The 18,797-nt window shown below is 62.9% G+C and carries 19 protein-coding genes; 7 read left to right on the top strand and 12 right to left on the bottom strand.

All coding sequences use genetic code 11. The features are described from left to right. The first annotated feature begins 111 nt into the window (after positions 1-111). Positions 112-1,041, top strand: coding sequence for an alpha/beta hydrolase (locus tag MHM88_RS06730; protein WP_239361612.1), 930 nt, complete (start codon positions 112-114; stop codon positions 1,039-1,041). 93 nt (positions 1,042-1,134) lie between these two features. Beyond that, entirely contained in the window at positions 1,135-1,278 is a 144-nt protein-coding gene (locus MHM88_RS06725; protein WP_239361610.1) for a hypothetical protein, read from the top strand. Between the two features lie 5 nt (positions 1,279-1,283). Here the strand turns inward: MHM88_RS06725 and MHM88_RS06720 are convergent, their stop codons facing one another. The 12 genes from MHM88_RS06720 to MHM88_RS06665 all read right to left on the bottom strand — a co-directional run bounded on the left by MHM88_RS06720 (position 1,284) and on the right by MHM88_RS06665 (position 15,644). After that, positions 1,284-2,120, bottom strand: a complete 837-nt coding sequence (locus MHM88_RS06720) for an alkaline phosphatase family protein (RefSeq protein WP_239361609.1) — start codon at positions 2,118-2,120, stop codon at positions 1,284-1,286. Between the two features lie 186 nt (positions 2,121-2,306). Beyond that, positions 2,307-3,944, bottom strand: a complete 1,638-nt coding sequence (locus MHM88_RS06715) for an ABC transporter ATP-binding protein (protein WP_239361605.1) — start codon at positions 3,942-3,944, stop codon at positions 2,307-2,309. Beyond that, the gene (locus MHM88_RS06710; RefSeq protein WP_239320965.1) at positions 3,941-4,756 is read right to left on the bottom strand and encodes an ABC transporter permease; all 816 of its coding nucleotides are present in this window, start codon (positions 4,754-4,756) and stop codon (positions 3,941-3,943) included. Before MHM88_RS06710 ends, MHM88_RS06715 begins: the two co-directional genes overlap by 4 nt. After that, the gene (locus MHM88_RS06705; protein WP_239320968.1) at positions 4,753-5,709 is read right to left on the bottom strand and encodes an ABC transporter permease; all 957 of its coding nucleotides are present in this window, start codon (positions 5,707-5,709) and stop codon (positions 4,753-4,755) included. Before MHM88_RS06705 ends, MHM88_RS06710 begins: the two co-directional genes overlap by 4 nt. Before the next feature lies 1 nt (position 5,710). Then, positions 5,711-7,294 carry an ABC transporter substrate-binding protein gene (locus MHM88_RS06700; RefSeq protein WP_239361604.1) on the bottom strand — a complete coding sequence of 528 codons (1,584 nt, stop codon included), beginning with the start codon at positions 7,292-7,294 and terminating at the stop codon, positions 5,711-5,713. 191 nt (positions 7,295-7,485) lie between these two features. Next, on the bottom strand, positions 7,486-7,947 hold the full coding sequence (gene dtd, locus MHM88_RS06695; RefSeq protein ID WP_239361602.1) for a D-aminoacyl-tRNA deacylase: 462 nt from the start codon (positions 7,945-7,947) through the stop codon (positions 7,486-7,488). 558 nt (positions 7,948-8,505) lie between these two features. Further along, positions 8,506-9,609 (bottom strand): TFIIB-type zinc finger domain-containing protein, encoded by a 1,104-nt coding sequence (locus MHM88_RS06690; RefSeq protein WP_239362526.1) that lies wholly within the window; start codon positions 9,607-9,609, stop codon positions 8,506-8,508. A gap of 132 nt (positions 9,610-9,741) precedes the next feature. Continuing rightward, positions 9,742-10,932, bottom strand: a complete 1,191-nt coding sequence (locus tag MHM88_RS06685; protein ID WP_239361595.1) for an SPFH domain-containing protein — start codon at positions 10,930-10,932, stop codon at positions 9,742-9,744. A 311-nt stretch (positions 10,933-11,243) separates the two neighbouring features. Next, positions 11,244-12,197, bottom strand: a complete 954-nt coding sequence (locus tag MHM88_RS06680; RefSeq protein ID WP_239361593.1) for a DUF2927 domain-containing protein — start codon at positions 12,195-12,197, stop codon at positions 11,244-11,246. Positions 12,198-12,207: 10 nt separating this feature from the next. Further along, complete coding sequence (locus MHM88_RS06675) at positions 12,208-13,398, bottom strand: toxic anion resistance protein (protein WP_239361590.1); 1,191 nt, start codon at positions 13,396-13,398, stop codon at positions 12,208-12,210. Between the two features lie 21 nt (positions 13,399-13,419). Next, positions 13,420-14,328, bottom strand: coding sequence for a 5-bromo-4-chloroindolyl phosphate hydrolysis family protein (locus MHM88_RS06670; protein ID WP_239361588.1), 909 nt, complete (start codon positions 14,326-14,328; stop codon positions 13,420-13,422). A 164-nt stretch (positions 14,329-14,492) separates the two neighbouring features. Next, the gene (locus MHM88_RS06665) at positions 14,493-15,644 is read right to left on the bottom strand and encodes a pseudouridine synthase (RefSeq protein WP_370687462.1); all 1,152 of its coding nucleotides are present in this window, start codon (positions 15,642-15,644) and stop codon (positions 14,493-14,495) included. A gap of 63 nt (positions 15,645-15,707) precedes the next feature. On the opposite strand from MHM88_RS06665, the gene MHM88_RS06660 reads away from it, so the two are divergent. The 5 genes from MHM88_RS06660 (at position 15,708) to MHM88_RS06640 (ending at position 18,560) form a co-directional block, all read left to right on the top strand. Continuing rightward, complete coding sequence (locus MHM88_RS06660) at positions 15,708-16,160, top strand: nucleoside deaminase (protein ID WP_239361584.1); 453 nt, start codon at positions 15,708-15,710, stop codon at positions 16,158-16,160. Continuing rightward, on the top strand, positions 16,157-16,981 hold the full coding sequence (locus MHM88_RS06655) for an aminoglycoside phosphotransferase family protein (protein ID WP_239361582.1): 825 nt from the start codon (positions 16,157-16,159) through the stop codon (positions 16,979-16,981). The genes MHM88_RS06660 and MHM88_RS06655 overlap by 4 nt, the downstream gene beginning before the upstream one ends. 87 nt (positions 16,982-17,068) lie before the next feature. After that, a complete protein-coding gene (locus MHM88_RS06650) occupies positions 17,069-17,650 on the top strand; it encodes a TetR/AcrR family transcriptional regulator (protein ID WP_239361574.1) in 582 nt (193 codons plus the stop codon). Positions 17,651-17,673: 23 nt separating this feature from the next. Beyond that, on the top strand, positions 17,674-17,961 hold the full coding sequence (locus MHM88_RS06645) for a YciI family protein (protein ID WP_239362524.1): 288 nt from the start codon (positions 17,674-17,676) through the stop codon (positions 17,959-17,961). Then, positions 17,958-18,560 carry a DNA-3-methyladenine glycosylase I gene (locus MHM88_RS06640; RefSeq protein WP_239361572.1) on the top strand — a complete coding sequence of 201 codons (603 nt, stop codon included), beginning with the start codon at positions 17,958-17,960 and terminating at the stop codon, positions 18,558-18,560. Before MHM88_RS06645 ends, MHM88_RS06640 begins: the two co-directional genes overlap by 4 nt. Positions 18,561-18,797 lie beyond the last annotated feature (237 nt).

Below are 18,797 nucleotides of genomic sequence, written 5' to 3'. Positions count from 1 at the left end.
TGTGACAGAGAAAAGCACGCCGCGTCCGGCGTGCTTTTTTCATTTTGCCATTTTCATCCTGGGGCTGCGGTCCTAGGCTTTCTGGGACGCGACACCAGCCACGGTGAGGACATGGACTACGAAAAGCTGATTGACGAGGAAACCTGGACCTTCATCCGGGAGACGGGCCGCCACTATCCGGAGGATTCCGTGGCCCTCGGCATCGACGAACAGCGCGAGGTCTACAACAAGATGGCGGCGGCGTTCCGCAAACCCCGGGCGGAGGTTGTGGAAGTCACCGAGCGGACGGTCCGCACGGTCTCGGTGCGTATCTATCAGGCCGGTGACCCCACCCGCACCGTCATGTACTGCCATGGCGGAGGCTTTGTTGTCGGCGATCTCAACAGCCACGATGATGTCTGTGCCGAAATCTGTGAACAGACCGGCTATCGCGTGGTGTCCGTGGACTACCGGCTTGCCCCCGAAAACCAGCACCCGGCGCAGTTCGACGATGCCTGGACGGTGCTGGAATGGATTGCGGAAACCTATGACGAGGGCGGCGTGGTGCTGGCGGGCGACAGTGCCGGCGGCATGCTGAGCGCTTGCGTGGCGCATCATGCGCGTGGTCGGCTCGATGTGGTGCTGGGACAGGTGCTGATCTATCCGGGCCTTGGCGGCGATCACAGCCTGCCGTCCTATCGCGAACATGCGCAGGCGCCGATGTTGACGCTTGAAGATGTCAATTTCTATGCGGGTGTGCGGTCTGGTGGCACCGAACCGGCGGGCGATCCGACCTATGCGCCGCTCCAGGATCGCGACTTTTCCGGCCTGCCGCCCACGGTGATGTTCTCTGCGGACTGCGATCCTCTGCGCGACGATTGTGGCGCCTACCGCGATGCCATTCGCAAGGCGGGCGGTCAGGCGGAGTGGATCAACGAGGCCGGGCTGGTGCATGGCTACCTGCGCGCCCGTCACAGCGTGGGCCGAGCCCGGGACAGTTTCGAACGGATCGTTCTGGCGATCGAGGGGCTGGGGCAGGAAATCTGGCCCTACGACGAATAGGCCCACCGGGTACCGGTAGGTTGAGCGCAGCGACGAGGACTGCGACCTCTCCTGCGGCGTCTCAAGCGGGTTTTCTGCGGGGCATCGCGGTCTTTGGCAGCCGCGCTGGATTATTCCGGGCTTGTCTGGGCGATGGCGTTTGATCTGCTGCTCTTTGCCCATTCGCCGACGCCGCTCAGCTGGGCCGAGATCGTGGCCATCCGTGTGGCGGCCACGAGGGGGGGCAGGCGCCGCTAGGGCTGTCAGCGCAGAAAGGGCGTGGCCTTCATCGTATCGGCGACCGGCGCGCCGAGGCGGGACAGAATGCTGGGGGCCAGTTGCAGCTGGTCGATCACGTCATCCTCAGCCGGGCCTTCGGCATCGCCAAAGTAATAAAGCGCGGTTTCCTGTTGCAGCGGATGGCGTCCGCCGTGGTGGCCGCGGTCGTCCTGGCCGTGATCTGCGGTCACGATCACCTCATAGCCCATGGCGCGCCAGCGCGGGATGAAGGGCGCGAGCATCTCGTCCATGACAAAGCAGGCTTTGTCCATCTCGGCGCTTTCGTGAAAGAACCGGTGCCCCATGCTGTCCAGCGTGCAGGTGTGCAGCATGCCGTAATCGAGATCAAAGCGACCACAAAGGTTGGTGAGCGTGGCAAAGAGATCCACATCCGAGGGCGTCATCTGGTTGTCATGACCATAGCCCGTCATCGAATGAAAACGGCCATGGTTGATGGTGGCGCTTTCTGGTTCGTCATATTCGATGTCGCGCACATAATCGAAGGGGGAGCGGTTGAAGAACTCCGACCAGAAGCTATGCGCCACAGCACCCGTGGTGCCGCCGCCTTTGCGCACTTGTGAAAACACGTCGTCCTCCTTCAGGCGAAAGACATTGCCGTTGCCGGTGCAGCCGTGTTCCTGCGGGCTGACCCCGGTGTGGATCGAGGCATAGCAACTGGCCGAGATCGAGGGCAGCACCGCGCGGTGTTTCCAGACGCGGGCCTCGCCAGAGGCGACCCAGCCTTCGAGGTTGCCAAACAGGCGACGGAAATTGCGGTAGGGCACGCCATCAAGAATGATGAGCAGAAGTTTGCGGTCCATGGGAGAGGTCCTGGGCTGGGCTGGGGGTGGTCTGTTGGTGCTCAGGACAGCGCCCGAGCCTAGGGTGGGCGTGAAGCGCCCTCCCTGGGGGGAGGGTCGGGCGCTGTCCGGCCTTGCGGCCGAACAGGGCTTCTGTTGTCTTGCGCCCGCATCGAGCGGACGCTGCCGGTTGGCAGGAGGCGGGCATCAGTTGCCCGCGCTCTCCATCTTGCGGTTGGCGATGACCTCTTCCAGCCAGCCCAGCTTCATCTCCGGCACGGAGCTGAGCAGGAGGTCGGTGTAGTCATCAAAGGGCGGGGTCAGCACCTGCGTTTTGCCGCCGTAGCGCTGCACCTTCCCCTTATACATCACCGCGATGTTGTCCGAAATCGCGCGCACCGTCGCCAGATCGTGGGTGATGAAGAGATAGGCCACATCCTCGATCTTTTGCAGGTTCAGCAACAGTTTCAGGATGCCGTCCGCGACCAGGGGGTCCAGCGCCGAGGTGACCTCGTCGCAGATGATCATCTTGGGCTTGGCCGCCAGCGCCCGCGCGATGCAGACACGCTGTTTCTGCCCGCCCGACAGCTCTGCCGGGTAGCGGTCGATGAATTTCTCGCCGAGTTCGATCTCGTCCAGAAGCTCCACGATCCGCTTTTTCTTCTCCGCCCCCTTGAGGCCGAAGTAGAACTCCAGCGGCCGGCCGATGATGGTGCCCACGGTCTGGCGCGGGTTCATCGCCACATCCGCCATCTGGTAGATCATCTGCAACTCACGCAGATCCTCGCGGCTGCGGTGGTTGAAGTCCGGCGTGAGCGTGCGCCCGGCAAAGTAGATCTCGCCTTCGCGCGGTGGCAGCAGACCGGTGATGACCCGCGCCAGCGTCGATTTGCCCGAGCCGGACTCGCCGACCACGGCAAGTGTCTGACCGGGATAGAGATCGACGTTCACGTTGTGCAGCACATCGAACTTGGTGCCCTTGTAGCGCGCGGTGATATTGCGCACCGACAGCACCGGTTCTTCGGTCGGGGCCTTTTCCTCGTGGTCGATGGAGCGCACCGACACCAGCGCCTGGGTGTACTCTTCCTGCGGTTCGTTGATGATCTGGTTGACGTCGCCATATTCCACGGTTTCGCCATGGCGCAGCACCATGATGTCATCCGACACCTGCGCCACCACCGCGAGATCGTGGGTGATATAAAGCGCCGCCACACCGGTGTCGCGGATCGCTTCCTTGATCGCCATCAGAACGTCGATCTGCGTGGTCACATCCAGCGCCGTTGTCGGCTCGTCAAAGACCACCAGATCCGGTTCCGGGCACAGCGCCAGCGCCGTCATGCAGCGCTGCAACTGGCCGCCGGAGACCTGGTGTGGATAGCGGCTGCCGATATTGTCCGGATCGGGCAGGCCCAGCTTGTCAAACAGCGCCCGCGCACGGGCCTCGGCATTCTTGCGGGAGAATTTTCCCTGCTCGACCGAGGCCTCGACCACCTGTTCCATGATGGTCTTGGCCGGGTTGAAGGAGGCGGCCGCCGATTGCGACACATAGGTCACCTCGCTGCCGCGCAGCTTGCGGATATCGCCCAGTTTGGACTTGAGGATATCGCGTCCGTTGACCCAGACCTCGCCGCCGGTGATCTTCACGCCGCCGCGGCCATAGGCCATGGACGACAGACCAATGGTGGATTTGCCCGCGCCGGATTCGCCGATCAGACCCAGCACCTTGCCCGGCATCAGATCAAAGCTGACGCCATGCACGATCTCGATGTCATGGGGTTTGTCGCCCGGCGGATAAACCGTGGCGCCGATTTTCAGGTCGCGGACCTTCAGGAGTGGTTCGCTCATCCCCGGCCTCCTTTCAGCGATGTGGTACGGTTCAGGATCCAGTCCGCCACCAGGTTCACCGAGATCGCAAGCGTTGCGATGGCGAAGGCGGGGATCAGGGCGGCGGGGACGCCGTAGACGATACCGTCCTTGTTTTCTTTCACGATGCCGCCCCAGTCTGCCTCAGGAGGCTGCACGCCCAGACCAAGGAAGGACAGGGTGGAGACAAAGAGCACCATGAAGATGAAGCGCAGACCCATCTCTGCCACCAGCGGCGACAGCGCGTTGGGCAGGATCTCGCGGAAGATGATCCAGGCGGTTTTCTCGCCGCGCAAGCGGGCCGCCTCCACATAGTCCATCACCTCGATATCGACGGCAACGGCGCGGGCCAGACGGAACACGCGGGTGGAATCCAAAAGCCCCATCACCAGGATCAGCATCGGTACGGTCACGGGCGTCACCGACAGCACCACAAGGGCAAAGATCAGCGTCGGGATCGACATGATGAGATCGACAAAGCGCGACAGCATCTGGTCCACCCAGCCGCCCGCCACCGCGGCAAAGATGCCGAGGACGGAGCCGGTGGTGAAGGAGATGATCGTCGCCACGGTGGCGATAAAGATGGTGGTGCGACCGCCGTAGATCATGCGCGACAACAGATCACGCCCGATATTGTCGGTGCCCAGCAGGTAGTCGGCGCTGGAAGGCTCCCAGACGTCGCCGACCACTTCGGCCATGCCATAGGGGGCCAGGAGCGGCGCAAAGATCGCGCCGAGGAAATAGAGGGCCGTGAAAAACAGCCCGATCAGAGCGGATACGGGGATATTCTTCATTTCGGGTGCCTCAGACGCGGGTTCGACAGGATCGAGACGATATCGGCAATCATGTTGAGGCCGATATAGACGGCGGCAAAGATCAGGCCGCAGGCCTGCACCACCGGAACGTCGCGTTTGGACACGTGATCCACCAGATATTGCCCCATGCCGGGATAGACGAAGACCACTTCGATCACCACGACACCGACGACCAGATAGGCAAGGTTCAGCATCACCACGTTCACGATCGGGGCAACCGAATTCGGAAAGGCATGGCGCCAGATCACCTTGAAGGTCGAAAGCCCTTTCAGTTCAGCGGTCTCGATATAGGCGGACTGCATCACGTTGAGGATCGCTGCACGGGTCATCCGCATCATGTGGGCAAGCACCACAAGCGTCAGCACCGCAACAGGCAGGGCGATGGAATTGAGCTTCTGCCACAGGTTCATGCCGTCGTTGATCATCGCAACAGAGGGGAACCAGCGCAGTTTTACGGCGATCAGATACATCAGGACGTAGCCGATCAGGAATTCGGGGATCGAGATCGACGCCAAGGTCACGGCGGAGATCAGCTTGTCGGGCCAGCGGTCCTTGTAGCGCACCGCCAGAAGGCCGAGGAAAATCGCCAGCGGCACGGCGATGACCGCCGCCCAGAAGGCAAGAAACAGCGTGTTCGACAGGCGCGAGCTGATAGCAGAGGTAATGTCCTGCCCGGAGGTCAGCGCCGTGCCCAGATCACCCTGAATGGCGCCGAACAGCCATTGGAAGTAGCGGGTGACAGGCGGATCATTCAGTCCCAGCTCGGCGCGCAGATTGGCCAGCGCCTCGGGGGTTGCGGATTGTCCAAGGATGGATTGGGCCACATCTCCCGGCAGGATCATGGTACCGGCAAAGATCAGCACCGAGATCATCAACAGCAGGAGGAGGCTCAGCGCAATGCGCTGAGCCAGAAGTTTTACAACCGGATTCATATCAGGCTTTGACCCACATCTTCAGCGGGGCATAGGCGTTCATCAGCGCATGGCCTTTGACGCCGTCTTTCCAGCCGTCGATCCGGTCGGATGTCGCGTCGACAAAGTCGTTGAACATCGGGCAGATCAGGCCGCCTTCATTGCGCACCATGGTGGACATGTCCGCATACATCTGGGTGCGCTTGGCCTCGTCCAGTTCGCCGCGGGCGGCGATCAGCATCTGGTCGAACTGCTCGTTGTTGAACCGGGTGTCGTTCCAGTCCGCCGTCGAGAGGTAGGCGGTGGTGAACATCTGGTCCTGGGTCGGACGCCCGCCCCAGTAGGAGGTGCAGAACGGCTGCTTGTTCCAGACCTCGGACCAGTAGCCGTCGTTGGGCTCGCGCTTGATGTCGAGGGTGATGCCCGCAGCCGCCAGCGATTGCTGGAACAGCGCCGCCGCATCCGGTGCCCCGGGGAAGGAGTTGTCCGAGGTACGCAGCAGGATCGAGCCGTCATAGCCCGATTTTTCCATGTGGAACTTGGCCTTGTCGGGATCGTACTCACGCTGCTCCAGCTGGGTGAACAGCGGGTAGGAGGCGTTGATCGGGGTGTCGTTGCCCACCGAGCCAAAGCCGTTCAGGATCTTGTCGACCATTTCCTGACGGTTGATGCCGTACTTCAGCGCCAGACGGACGTCGTTGTTGGCAAAGGGGTCGGTGTTGCAATGGGCGATGAACACGTAGTGACCCGGACCCGCGGTGGAATGCACGGTGATATTGGGGGCACGGTCGACCAGTTTCGCGGTGCGCGGCGGCACCCGGTCGATCATGTCCACCTGACCGGCCTGCAAGGCTGCGACGCGGGCGGTGTTGTCGTTGATGACCACATATTCGATGGTGCCCGCATTGCCGAGATCGCCCCAGTAGTTCGGGTTCTTTTCGGCCACAAAGCGCACGCCCATGTCCACGGACTTCATCACGTAGGGGCCGGTGCCGATCGCTGCCGTGGGATCATCCATGCCACCTTTGGGCTGGATCACCAGGTGGTAGTCGGTCAGCAGATAGGGCAGGTCGGCGTTGGGGTTGTCCAGTTCGAACACCACCGTGTCGCCATCGGCCTTCACATTGGTGATGGAGCGCATGATGCCAAGCGCGCCGGACTTGGTGTCCTCGCCGGAGTGGCGCTCCATGGTTGCCACCACGTCTTCGGCGGTGACCGGCTGGCCGTTGGAGAAGGTGATGCCGGAGCGGATCTTGAAGGTCCAGGTCTTGGCGTCGGCAGAGGCTTCGAAGCTCTCGGCGACCATACCTTCGAGACCGCCGTCTTCGCCCAGTTCCACCAGCGGTTCCCCCCACAGACGGATCACGGACAGCGCAACCTGGTTGGTCGCCAGCGCCGGATCCATGCTGTCGGTGGTGGAGCCGCCTTGCAGACCGACCTTGATGGTGCCGCCCTGTTGCGGGCCGGCGGCCTTCACGGCAGAGGCCAGCAGCGTGTTGGCCCCCAGTGCGGTGACACCCAGCGCGGCAGCGCGGCCGAGGAATTCACGGCGGCCCATGCGGCCAAGCGCGGCTTCCCGTGCGAGGTGTTTCAGATGATTGTTCATTCGTCGTCTCCCTGTCGAGGTTTCGGGTGAGCCCCGATTTCTTGAATGGTGAATCAAGATTTGCCGATTTGGCGCAGTGGGGCAAGAAATATTGCCAGAAATTTCGCGCAGGCTTTGTGATCACACATGCCGCAGGCCAGCTTTGAACCTGGTAACGCGTCTAAATCCGGCGTGGACGGGCCGGGGCCCGGTCACTTCGTCTTGCTGGGACGATCCTCGGTGTCCAGCCAAACTGTAACAGGACCGTCATTCACAAGTGAAACTTTCATGTCTGCTCCGAATTTGCCGGTCTCCACGGGCACTCCTGACGCCCGGATGTTCTCGCAAAAACAATGATAGAGCCGTTCTCCTTCTGTTGGTGACGCGGCTTTGGAAAAACCGGGTCGTGTGCCGCTGCGGGTGTCGGCGGCAAGGGTGAACTGGCTGACCACCAGTACCGCACCGCCGACATCGACCACCGAGCGGTTCATCTTGCCTGCCTCATCACGAAAGATCCGCAGGCGTGAAATTTTATGCGCAAGCTGTGCGGCCTCGGCCTCGCCGTCGCCCTGCATCGCGCAGACCAGCACCAGAAGGCCGGATACGATCTCGCCAGTGATGGCCGAGTCGACGGTGACGCTGGCCGCGCTCACACGTTGCAAGAGGGCGCGCATGGGGCTCCTTCCTGCGGGCCTGTCCCCGCATCGTGGCGTGATGTCCGATGACCGCGCCCGACACAGGCCGCTGCTGGCGTGGCCGTCGCGATTCTCGTCCGGTGTGGCGCCGATAGGACCGCCTTCTGCGGCTGTCGGCGCGCGGATCGTGCATTGCCTGCGGTCATCGCCCACGCCCCCCGTCTTTACCATGGCCCTCACGGCGGCGGTTGTGAACCGTCTGCCAGGGTAAAGGGGCGGTCCGATCTGGCGCGCTCAAGGTGCTGTTGGGCAATGTCCGATCTCTCCCGGGGTTTGGCGCAACATGCCGTCGAGGTCGTGAAAACGCAAGCAGGTGTCGGAAATAAGCCATGTCGGCGTCGGTTGAGAGCGGTGGTGTCGAAAATATATAATTAATTCAGATACTTATGTCTGCATTCCGATCATGATCCGAAGCTCGGCACTCACCCTCGGGGATGCTGTCGGATTCGCAGCGGACATGACGAGGCGCGCGCCCGAGACAGGTGCGGAGCGGATGTGTCCAGTTGTGGGCCCTGTGCCGGCCGGGTCGTCTGGGGGTCAGCTTTGCGATGCGAGATAGGCCACACCCGCCGCGACGATCAGGCCGAGCACCACGGCGCCTGCGATCTTCCACGCGGAATAGGGGCGTTCGCCCTGCACGCGGCCGGACTGGCCATTGACCACAAAGCGATAGCTTTGGCCACGGTATTTGTAGGCCGCCATCCAGACCGGCAGCAGCACATGTTTGAAGGTCACCGCGCTGACGTCGGTATCGACCGAACTGATCCGCTGGCGGTCGCCGCCGATGTCGAATTTGATGTCGCGTTCGATGACCCGGTCCATTTTCTGGCGCGCATCGGCAAAGCCTGCCTCAAGGTCGACTGTATAGGCTTCGGCCCGGAACCCGGCCAGATACTTGGGCTGATAGGGGGCAAGCTGCGACAGATCCCAGGGCTCCAGCCCTTCGGTATATTTGCGCGGCAGGCTCTTGGAAGCCAGCACCAACACGTCGTCAAAGAACCGCTGCACGCGCCCGCGCACATTGGACCAGCGCACGCGGATTTCGGTGCGCACCTGCGGTTTGCCATCGACCATCACGGTGCGGTTGACGGTATATTCCGTGCCGCGCTGGCCGGTGTATTGGCTGCGGGTCTGGGCGTCATAGGTCCAGTAGGGGACATAGATCCCATCCATCTTGCGCCCTTTGCGGGCATAGTCCTTGAGGCCGTTGGGCGCGAACCACAGCCCGCCGAGCCAGTCCTCCATCGCCTGATGCGCGGCGCGTTCGTCAAACTGAAAGGGCAGCACGCCCTTGGGTTTGATATGGCGATTCTCGCCGGTGTCCGCCACCACCGGGGTCGCGCAGAAGGGGCACTCCAGCGCATGCACCGAGGGGTCGAACTCCACCTGCGCGGCGCAATTGGGGCAGGAGGAGACGCGCGTCACTTCCATCTCGGCAGCGGGAAGCTGTTCGCGCAGGGCCTCGAGGAAATCGAGTTCCTTCAGCGCGCTTCCGCCCCATGGGCTTTCAACCAGGTCTTTCTGGTGACCGCAGTGATCGCAGATCAGCGCGCCCTCGGCGGGGGCAAAGCGGTAGTCCGCGCCGCATTGCTCGCAGGGAAAACGATGGGTTTCCTCTGCCTGTTGCGGGGCTGCGTCCATTGCGGGCGGGGGCGGCGGTGTCTGGGTCACGTCAAGCGGGCTCTTTGAACACAGGTTTGGTCACGGGGTGGGGCGCAGATCAGAGAGGCCGGGCGCCCGCGCGCCCGACCTTCGGGCCTTGTAGCGCGAGGTTTAGCTGCCCGCAGGTGGTGGCGGCGGCGGAGGTGGGGGCAGGATGGTGAAGAGCTGTGCCAGCTCTGTCACGTCGCCTGCGCGCATCCAGCCGTCCTGACCCGGTGTCCAGACATGGGTGTCGCGGGTCAGCTGGCCTTCTTGGGCCATGCGTCCCATACGCGCCTTGGAGTAGGGACCAGAGGTCTGACCGTTTTCTGCAATGTGCCAGACATGTTCCACCGGCGGTGGCGGCGGGGCCATCGGTGCGGCCTGCGCAGGCGCTTGCGAGGCAGCGGGTGCGGGCCGTGCGCCCCAGGGACCGGAGGTCTGACCCGCTGCCGCCGGGGACTGCGCCTGGTGCAAGGTTTGTCCCATCTGCTGTGCCATCGCCATGCCCATCCCCATGCCGAGACCGGCGCCCATGCCACTGTTGGGGGTTTTGGCGGCGGCTTCCATCGCTTCGGCGGCCTTGAACTGCGTATAGCGGCCCAGATCGCCGATGATGCCCATCTGGGTGCGCTTGTCCATCGCCTGCTCCACCGCTGGCGGCAGTGAGATATTCTCAACATAAAGCTCGGGGATCGCGAGGCCGTATTCTGCCACAACGGGGCCGATCTCTGCCGCAACCAGCTTGCCCAGATCGGCGGTGTTGGCGGCCATATCAAGCACCGGAATGCCGGAGCTTGCAATCGCGCGAGAGAACTCCTGCACGATGATATTGCGGATCTGGTAAGAGATCTCGTCCATGGTGAACTCACCATCGGTGCCGACAATCTCGGTCAGGAACCGCGCCGGGTCCACCACCCGCACCGAATAGGTGCCAAAGGCGCGCAGGCGCACCGGGCCGAACTCCGGGTCGCGGCACATGATCGGGTTCTTGGTCCCCCATTTGAGGTCATTGAACCGCGTCGTCGCGACAAAGTAGATCTCGGATTTGAACGGCGACTGGAAACCGTGGTCCCAGTGCTGCAGCGTTGTCATCACCGGCATGTTGTTGGTTTCGAGCATATAAAGCCCGGGCGTAAACACATCCGCCAGCTGGCCTTCATGCACAAACACCGCCGCCTGACCTTCGCGGACCGTCAGCTTGGCACCGTATTTGATCGCGTGGCCTTCGCGCTCGAACCGCATGACCATGGTGTCGCGGGTGTCATCGGTCCAATGGATGACGTCGATGAATTCGCCTTTGAGGAAGTCAAAAATACCCATGAGCTGACCTTCTTTGGTTTGCGGAGGTTGGTGTGCGGATGGCTGAGAGGGCGGAGGGATGTTGCGCAGCGGAGACCCAGCCGGCGTGACGGGCTTGCGGCGGGTGCCGGTCTCTCCGCAGCATGCCCGATGATGTCGCCATGGCGTGGCTCCTCTGTGTTCCAAAACGCGATGGGGCAGATCCCATGCAACGACAACAGTCCCGAACGCCCGGCTGCGTGTTCATACCCCGGCCCGGCTGCGTCCTCAGTATATAGGCGCGCACGCCGGTTGTCGCCACGGCGGGCAAGTGGCCAAAAGCGTGATCCATGTCAGGTCCCTGGGCCTCCCATGACTTCTCGTGCGATGCGCTGAACGATGGGACGGGCCTCCGCCGCGCTCATGCCGACACGCAACCGGCGGTCATAGAGCATCTGCAACAGTTTCTCGTCATGGCTGGTCAGGCGGGCAAACTCATCGTCGTCGTTAAAGATCGAGGGCCGTGCCTTCGGGCTGTCGTTGCGCAGGCCAAGGCCCTGAGCGATTTCCTCGTGGATACAGCTCTCGCGCATCAGGTCGGGCTGTTCGGCCCGGATCAGCGCCACGCCGCGGGCATAATTCAGCGGATCACGCTGTGGCCCCCCGGCAGAAACGAGGCAATAGAACTTGCGCGGCGGGGTCGCAAACAGCGCAAGGTCACCCGGGGACAGGTTGGGCAGCAGGCGGCGCACCTTATCCTCGACAAAATCGGCATCGTCTATGCCGGCAAAGATCACGGTGAAGTTGCCGCTGGTGCCGACCGTGACCGGATGACCGGTGATCCGGGCCAGTCGCGCAGCATAGGCGGTGAGGGTGGCGCGGTCTTTCTCGGCCTGCGCTTTGGTCACCGAGGGGCCAAAGACCGGCACCAGCTGCACGGGCTGTTCCCAGCGTCCCATGCCCCCGGCGCCGCCGTCAGATACGCTGGCGTACTCATCGTAAAACGCAAGGGTTTCAAAGCGTTCCGCCAGATCTTCGGCATCGTAGGGCGTTTCCGGCCCGCCGCCATCCGTACGCAAGAGCCCGCGCGTGAGCAGGTCCTGTTCCAGATCGGCATAGTATTTGGTGAGCGTCTGCGCCTCCACCGATGGGGTATAGACCGGCGTAACCGGGCGCGGGGTCGGGCGCGGCGTGTCCTTGGGGCCGGGCGCAAGCGCCAGACAGCCGCCAAGTGCCAGAGCGGCGCTCAAGGCAAGGAGCGCGCCCAATGGCCGCGCTCCGGTGCTGGTATTGTCGCGAAGGTTCACGCGGTCAGGCTCACTTGGGCACGGCGGTGCCAGCATTGTCGCCGACCCCGTCCTTGCGGGACTTGGCCGCCGCCAATGTGTCGCGCAGCTCGGTTTCCATCTTTTTCAACTCGGTTTCGGCTTCGGCGCGCTTGCGTTTGCCCTCGTCGGCGATTTGCAGGCTTTCCTCGATGGTCCCGATCAGGTCGGCATTGGCCTGTTTGACCGCCTCGATATCAAAGACGCCGCGCTCCATTTCCTCGCGGATGACCTTGTTGCTCTCGCGCAGGTTGGCGGCATTGGCGGTCAGCAGCTCATTGGTGAGGTTGTTGGCATCGCGCACCGCATGCGCTGCCTCGGCTGAACGTTGGATGGTCACCGCCTGCGCCAGCTGGGTTTCCCAGAGCGGCACGGTGTTCACCAACGTCGAATTGATCTTGGTGACCAGCGATTTGTCGTTTTCCTGCACCAGACGAATGGAGGGCAGGGACTGCATGGTGACCTGACGGGTGAGCTTCAGGTCATGCACGCGGCGTTCCAGATCGTCACGGGCGGCGCGCAGATCGCGCAGCTCTTGCGCCTTGATGACCTGATCATCCTCTGGAGCAGCCTGAACTGCGGCCTCCAGCGCGGGGATCTCGGTGGCGTCCAACTCGGCCAGCTTGGCTTCACCGGCCGCGATATAGAGGGCAAGCTCGTCGTAGAAATCCAGCGTCTTTTCATAGAGAACATCAAGCGATTTGATGTCTTTCAGCAGCGTGTGCTCATGCGCCAGGAGGCTGTCGGTGATCTTGTCGATCTGGCCCTGTACGCTCTCGTATTTGGCGGTGAACTTGGCAAAGGGCGCGGCGCGGCCCAAGAGGCGCTCCCAAAAGGTCGGCTTGCGGCGCACGTCCAGTTCCGACACCGAAAAGCCGCGGATGGTGGTGACGATATCGCGTAAGGAATCACCGGCAGGGCCCACATCCTTGTTGCGCACATCCGTGAGCATCGCCTGGCTGATCTGCTGCAATTCGCCCTGCGCGGCAGAGCCGAAGGAGATGATCGAATTGGTGTCGCCCATGTCGATCTCGTCAATACGCTTGCGGATCGCGGTGGAGGTCTCCGGGTCTGCAGCTTCCAGCGTGGCAAGCTCGCCTTTTGGCTCGGGCAGGGCGACATCCGTCACCTCCTTCACCAGCGTTTCGGCTTCCACTGCTTTTTTCTGAATGGTCTCAGACATGGGCCAGGCCTTTCTGTCAGGTTAAGAGGGGCGGTCCAGCTGGACGCCTTCGCGCTCCAGCCGGGCGCGCAACACATCAATTTCAATATTCAGATCGCCCCGGTCCTCCAGCAGGAGTTTTTCATTCCGGGCGGCGAAATTCTGTTCCAGATCGTCGAGCAGCGCGAGGTAGTCCGCGCGCGCCTCAACATTGCCGCTGCGGGCAAAGATATCGGAAAACTTGACCGTCGCGTCGCGTGCACCAAGAAGATAGACGGTCAGATATTTGCGCGCGGCGGTCAGATCGCGCGGGTCTTCTTCGACGGTGCGGCAGAGATCGCGCGCCACCGCCTGAAACTGGTCCACGCGCAACTCCACCTGACGATCCTTGGCGCGCAGCACCGCGTCTTTCATCGCCGCCAGATGGGTTTCGGCCTCATCGACCACACGCGCCACGCGGGAGCTTTGAAATTCGTCGACGCCCTCGACACCCTTGTCGCTGAGGGGATCAATGCCGAAGGCGGCCAGATGCAGCCCTAGGCAAGCCACACCATAAAGTGCGGCGGTGATCACGCCCGGCTCGCTGGACCATGCGCCCACCGCGCCGCCGAGGCCGCACAACAGACCGGCAAGGATCTTTCGGGGCAGGGCGGGGCGGCGCGCCACCTTGCGCGCGTCATAGGCGGCTTGCGCCTTAAGCCCTTCGCGCAGCATCACAGCGGCTGCGGCCCAGAGGCCAGCCCCGATCAGGCCGATCACCAGACCGGATGCGCCAGCACCCAGTGAAAACAGCATGAGTATCGCCGCAGGCACGAACATCAGGTTCGCACGCAGGCCGACGGGATTGACCCGTGCGCTAGCCATCAGGCGGGACTTACCTGTGGGGCGCCCATCGGGGCGGGTGGAGTGCTGAGCTGAAGGGCTGAATTTGCCGCCAAACCGCTGTGCCATGCGTCAGACCCCGACGATCCAACCGGTCCCGATGCCCAGCATCAGGATCAGCAACGCGACATAGGCGATGGTTTGCACCGTTTTGGCCCCCAAGATTTCCCCAACATGTTGAAACCTAGGGGATTGCAGGCGCGCCTGCTAGGGGGAAGTCCGCTTCGGGGGGCTCAGCCCTGCGGTTTTTTGCCAAATCGCCGCGGGCCGGGGGCTGATTTGCCGCCGGATGCGCCACCGGCTTTGCTAGCGCCTGCGCCGCCTGCGGGTTTGCCTCCGGCGGGTTTGCCAGAGAAGGTCTTGCCGGCAAATGCCTTGCCCGCGCCCTTGCCAGCCACTTTGCCGGCCGGTTGTGCACCGGGGGTTCCGCCGGGATTGCGCGGGCCACGTCCGGGGCGGGTGGGTTTTTTCTTGGCTTCGCCGTCGCCTTCGGGCGCGGCCAGACCCAGCTGGTCGCGCACCACGCGCGGGCGCAGCTCTTCGACCTCGCCTTCCTTCAGCGTGCCAAGCTGGAAAGGCCCGTAAGAGATCCGCAGCAGCCGGTTCACCGGGTATCCGACCTCTTCCATGGCGCGGCGAATTTCGCGGTTCTTGCCTTCGCGCAGCCCGATGGTGAGCCATGCGTTGGCACCCTGCTGACGATCAAGGCTGACGGTCATCGGCTGGAAACGTTCGCCGTCGATCACCACGCCTTTGCGCAGCACATCGAATTCATGGTCCTGCGGTCGGCCATTGATGCGCACCCGGTAGCGGCGCAGCCAGCCGGTGGAGGGCAGCTCCAACTGGCGTTTGACGCCGCCGTCGTTGGTCAACAGCAGCAGACCTTCGGAATTGAGGTCGAGACGCCCGACCGTCATCACCCGCGGCAGATCCTCGGGCAATTCGTCAAAGATTGTCCTGCGGCCTTTTTCGTCCGAATTGGTCGTCACCAGACCTGTGGGTTTGTAGTAGAGCCACAGGCGCGGGGCCTCGGCCTCGGGCAGGGGGTTGCCATCCACCACGATGCGATCACTGCCGATCACATTAAGCGCCGGGCTGTCGATCACCGCGCCGTTGACCGCAACGCGGCCCTCGGCAATCATCCGCTCCGCCTCACGGCGCGAGGCCACACCGGCGCGCGAGAGCACCTTGGCAATCCGGTCGCCCTCCACAGAGGGCCGCGCGTCCCCTGTTGCGCTTGCCTGCGGGGCTTTGGGACCGCGCGGCGTCGCTGAGGATTTCGCCTGTGGCCGGGCGCCTTTGGCTGCGCGATGCGCGGAGGGGGAGGATGGGGTTTTCTTGCTCATGGCGCTGCCATAGCCTATTCGCGAGAGCGGCGAAAGCATCCATTGCAGGGGTGCGCGGCCGGTAGTGCGGGCGGTTTGGCGACAGAAAGGGGCAAGGCACACATGGAGTTTCGATCCTTCATGGCGGAGGCGCTGGAGGAAGCGCAGGCCGCCGCTGCGCGCGGTGAGGTGCCGGTGGGTGCGGTGCTGGTCAGCCCCTCAGGCGAGGTGGTGGCGCGGGCAGGCAACCGAACGCGTGAACTCAACGATCCCACCGCCCATGCCGAGGTGCTGGTTATCCGCGCGGGCTGCGCGGTACTGGGCAGTGAGCGGCTGACGGGGCATGATCTCTATGTGACGCTGGAGCCCTGCGCCATGTGTGCCGCTGCCATTGCCGCCGCCCGCGTCGCGCGGGTGTACTACGGCGCGTCTGATCCGAAATCCGGTGGCGTGGCCCACGGGGCCTGCGTGTTCGACCACCCGCAAGCGCACCATGTGCCTGAGGTTTATGACGGGTTTTCTGCATCACAGTCAGAAGCGTTGTTGAGGGCCTTTTTTGCGAAACGGCGCGGATGAGCCTGCCCCCCACAAACCTGTTGCACCGCTTTGGACTGAGTGCGCCGGAACTGGTCGCTGAAACCGCGCGCGCCAAGGTCTGGCGGGTGCGGCAGAAAACTGACACGCAGGCAGCGCTGAAATACTATCCTGCCGGGCACATGGGAAATGAAACCAGCGGCCTGGCCTATCTGGAGCGAGTCGAGGGCGCCGGGGCCGTTCGGGTGTTTGCACGGTCAACAGATGCGGTGGTGATGGAGTGGCTTCAGGGGCCATCGCTTGGGGAACTGGCGCGTACACAGGTCCCGGAGGTTGCGGATCGCGGGTTGACCGAGGTGGCAGCACAGTTGTTTGCTGCAGAGGTTTGCGCAGACGGGCTGCTGTCTGTGGCCGCGATCATGGCGCCGTTGCGGGATGCCTGTTTTACCGCCCCTGAGGCGCGTGAGGCGCAAAGCATCGCGTGGGCCTGTCTGGATCAGATGCAGCGCGGCGCGGTTGAGAGTGTCGCCCTGCACGGTGATCTCCATCACGATAACATCATTCACACGGCACACGGGCTGCGGGCTTTTGATGCCAAGGGATTGGCGGGGCCGCGGGCGTATGAACTGGCCAATGCGTTTCGCCATCCGCGCGGGTGTCACGCGTTTGCAGCGGATGCGCAGGTGATCCGGCACCGCGCGATCACTTGGGGGCGTGTGGCGAGATGTGGCGCGCAGGAGCAGCTCAGATGGGCCATCGCCAAGCTGTTGCTCTCAATGCTCTGGTCCGGGCAGGAGGCCCCAAAAGAGCGTGCCTTGTTACGTCAAATGCTGAGGGTGGCTGAAAAGGGCTTGCCGGATTAGGTCAGTTGTCCTACTGATGCTTTAGGACAAGTGACCTAATGGTCATATTCGCGCCTGATTTAAGTCTTAGCCGAGGATGAAGTGGCAATGTCCAGCACGAGAGAGCGGATCGTCGAACAGGCCGATGTGCTGTTTTATGAGCGCGGGTATGAGGCCACCTCGCTGGCCGATATTGCCGCACCCCTGGGGTTGTCGCGCGGCAATTTCTACTATCATTTCAAGACAAAGGACGAGATCCTTGATGCGGTGATCGACCTGCGCCTGTCGCGTACAGCCGCGATGCTGACCGCGTGGGAGGCCGAGGGCGACACGCCGCTGGCACGCATCACCTGTTTCATACGCATCCTGATCCGCAACCGCGCCAAGATCATGTCATGGGGCTGCCCGGTGGGCACATTGGTGAGCGAGCTTTCAAAGCTTGATCACATCGCCCAAGCACGCGCGGCGGAGCTGTTCACACTCTTCATCGACTGGCTCGCGGTGCAATTTCGCAGCGCCGGTGTAGAGCGCGACGCCAGGGCGCTTGCCACGCATCTGATGGGCCGCAGTCAGGGCGCCGCAGCGCTGGCGCAGGCCTTCGGCGACGAGGCGCTGATCGAGGCGGAGGTCGCGCAGATGACGGATTGGGTGGCACAGCAAATCGCGGCGCAACCCATAGATTATTCATAACACGAGGGAGGATCGCCTTGTTTGTGATCTTTTTAAAATTCACCGAAGAGAAGACCCGTGCCGGAGAAGCTATGGAGGCGCATAAAGCATGGCTGGCGCAGGGGTTTTCCGATGGGATTTTCCTTGCGGCGGGTTCTTTGGACGATGGAGCAGGGGGCGCGATCCTTGCTTTCGGCGAAGATCACGACGCCCTGGAGGCGCGGGTGGCGGCAGACCCTTTTGTGCAGGAGGGCATTGTCACGGCTGAGATCACCGGATTTACGCCCGCGCGCACCGATGCGCGGCTCGAGTTCCTGAAGGTGGCCGAATGAGCCGTGTTGTCACGAGCACGGATGGCCGGCAGCGGTGTGCATGGTCGGCCACGGCACCGGAGTTTGATGCCTACCACGATGCGGAGTGGGGCTTTCCGGTGGGGGACGACCGGCGGCTGTTTGAGAAGATCTGTCTGGAGAGTTTCCAGTCCGGCCTCAGTTGGCGCACCATCCTGTCAAAACGCGAGAACTTTCGCGCGGCTTTTGATGGCTTCGACTATCACAGGATGGTGGGGTATGGCCCGGAGAAAGTCGCCGCATTGTTGCAGGACGCGGGCATCATTCGTCATCGCGGCAAGATCGAGGCGGTCATTAACAACGCCGCGCGCGCGGTCGAGATGGAGGCCAGCGAGGGATCTCTGGCCGCATTCTTCTGGCGCTACGAGGTCAAAACACCCCCGGAGCCGCAGACCGTTTCCACCTGCCCAGAGTCAGTCGCGCTGTCGAAGGAGTTGAAAAAACGGGGCTGGAAATTCGTCGGACCAACCACCTGTTTTGCCTTTATGCAGGCGATGGGGCTGGTCAACGATCACGCCGAGGGCTGCTACTGTCGCCCGCTGGCGGCTGAGGCGCGCCGGGCGTTTTTGGTTCCCCTCTGACGATTGGCCTGTGACCATTGGACTGAAACTGCAGATGGCCGCGTGGATCTACGACTGAGCCCCCGCAAAAAATGAGGGGGTACTATACGACTGTCGGGTTCGAGGGATTTCGCTTTGGGCTTCGCCCAAAGCGACCCGCGCCGCGCGCCCTTCGGGCGCGCGGCGCTTGGCCCAACGGGAAGCGTGGTTTTTTATAAACCGTGCTGACGGGCGGGAGGCCACCCGCCTGCCAGTGAA

Origin of the sequence: Epibacterium sp. MM17-32 (genome assembly GCF_022348205.1) — a bacterium.
Lineage (GTDB): Bacteria > Pseudomonadota > Alphaproteobacteria > Rhodobacterales > Rhodobacteraceae > Epibacterium.
Note: the sequence above shows the minus strand (reverse complement) of the source record. Positions and strands in the feature narration are given on the sequence as shown.

Bases quoted from the DNA above. Each gene is read 5' to 3' on its own strand.
- MHM88_RS06730 (WP_239361612.1), top strand. From the start codon at position 112: ATGGACTACGAAAAGCTGATTGACGAGGAAACCTGGACCTTCATCCGG.
- MHM88_RS06720 (WP_239361609.1), bottom strand. From the start codon at position 2,120: ATGGACCGCAAACTTCTGCTCATCATTCTTGATGGCGTGCCCTACCGC.
- MHM88_RS06715 (WP_239361605.1), bottom strand. From the start codon at position 3,944: ATGAGCGAACCACTCCTGAAGGTCCGCGACCTGAAAATCGGCGCCACG.
- MHM88_RS06710 (WP_239320965.1), bottom strand. From the start codon at position 4,756: ATGAAGAATATCCCCGTATCCGCTCTGATCGGGCTGTTTTTCACGGCC.
- MHM88_RS06705 (WP_239320968.1), bottom strand. From the start codon at position 5,709: ATGAATCCGGTTGTAAAACTTCTGGCTCAGCGCATTGCGCTGAGCCTC.
- MHM88_RS06700 (WP_239361604.1), bottom strand. From the start codon at position 7,294: ATGAACAATCATCTGAAACACCTCGCACGGGAAGCCGCGCTTGGCCGC.
- dtd (WP_239361602.1), bottom strand. From the start codon at position 7,947: ATGCGCGCCCTCTTGCAACGTGTGAGCGCGGCCAGCGTCACCGTCGAC.
- MHM88_RS06690 (WP_239362526.1), bottom strand. From the start codon at position 9,609: ATGGACGCAGCCCCGCAACAGGCAGAGGAAACCCATCGTTTTCCCTGC.
- MHM88_RS06685 (WP_239361595.1), bottom strand. From the start codon at position 10,932: ATGGGTATTTTTGACTTCCTCAAAGGCGAATTCATCGACGTCATCCAT.
- MHM88_RS06675 (WP_239361590.1), bottom strand. From the start codon at position 13,398: ATGTCTGAGACCATTCAGAAAAAAGCAGTGGAAGCCGAAACGCTGGTG.
- MHM88_RS06670 (WP_239361588.1), bottom strand. From the start codon at position 14,328: ATGGCACAGCGGTTTGGCGGCAAATTCAGCCCTTCAGCTCAGCACTCC.
- MHM88_RS06665 (WP_370687462.1), bottom strand. From the start codon at position 15,644: ATGCTTTCGCCGCTCTCGCGAATAGGCTATGGCAGCGCCATGAGCAAG.
- MHM88_RS06660 (WP_239361584.1), top strand. From the start codon at position 15,708: ATGGAGTTTCGATCCTTCATGGCGGAGGCGCTGGAGGAAGCGCAGGCC.
- MHM88_RS06655 (WP_239361582.1), top strand. From the start codon at position 16,157: ATGAGCCTGCCCCCCACAAACCTGTTGCACCGCTTTGGACTGAGTGCG.
- MHM88_RS06650 (WP_239361574.1), top strand. From the start codon at position 17,069: ATGTCCAGCACGAGAGAGCGGATCGTCGAACAGGCCGATGTGCTGTTT.
- MHM88_RS06640 (WP_239361572.1), top strand. From the start codon at position 17,958: ATGAGCCGTGTTGTCACGAGCACGGATGGCCGGCAGCGGTGTGCATGG.